Consider the following 251-nt stretch of genomic DNA (forward strand, 5'->3'; position numbering starts at 1 on the left):
GAGAGTTCAGCAACCAGGCCTGCCAGCACCGAGTCGCGCACTTCCCCGATCGTCAGATCGTCGGGGTCCATCCGCATCAGCGTGCGAATCACCTCGACGATCTTCCGGTTCGCGTCTTCGTCGGTTTCACCGGGACGCCGTTGGATCGAGATATCGGAGAGCCACGGCGCCGGCACTTCAGACGGTTCGTTTACCGCGAATTGTTTGATGCGATCGCGGTTGGGCACCATGTACGACATCGCGCGCAGCAG

General features: G+C 61.4%; 1 protein-coding gene. It reads right to left on the reverse strand.

What is annotated here, in order from left to right; translation table 11 throughout:
* On the reverse strand, positions 1-251 hold a 251-nt coding region (locus SB765_RS32040), incomplete at both ends, for an ATPase, T2SS/T4P/T4SS family (protein ID WP_410932814.1).

This window comes from Pseudomonas sp. SIMBA_067, from assembly GCF_046534675.1.
GTDB classification, from domain to species: Bacteria; Pseudomonadota; Gammaproteobacteria; order Pseudomonadales; family Pseudomonadaceae; genus Aquipseudomonas; species Aquipseudomonas putida.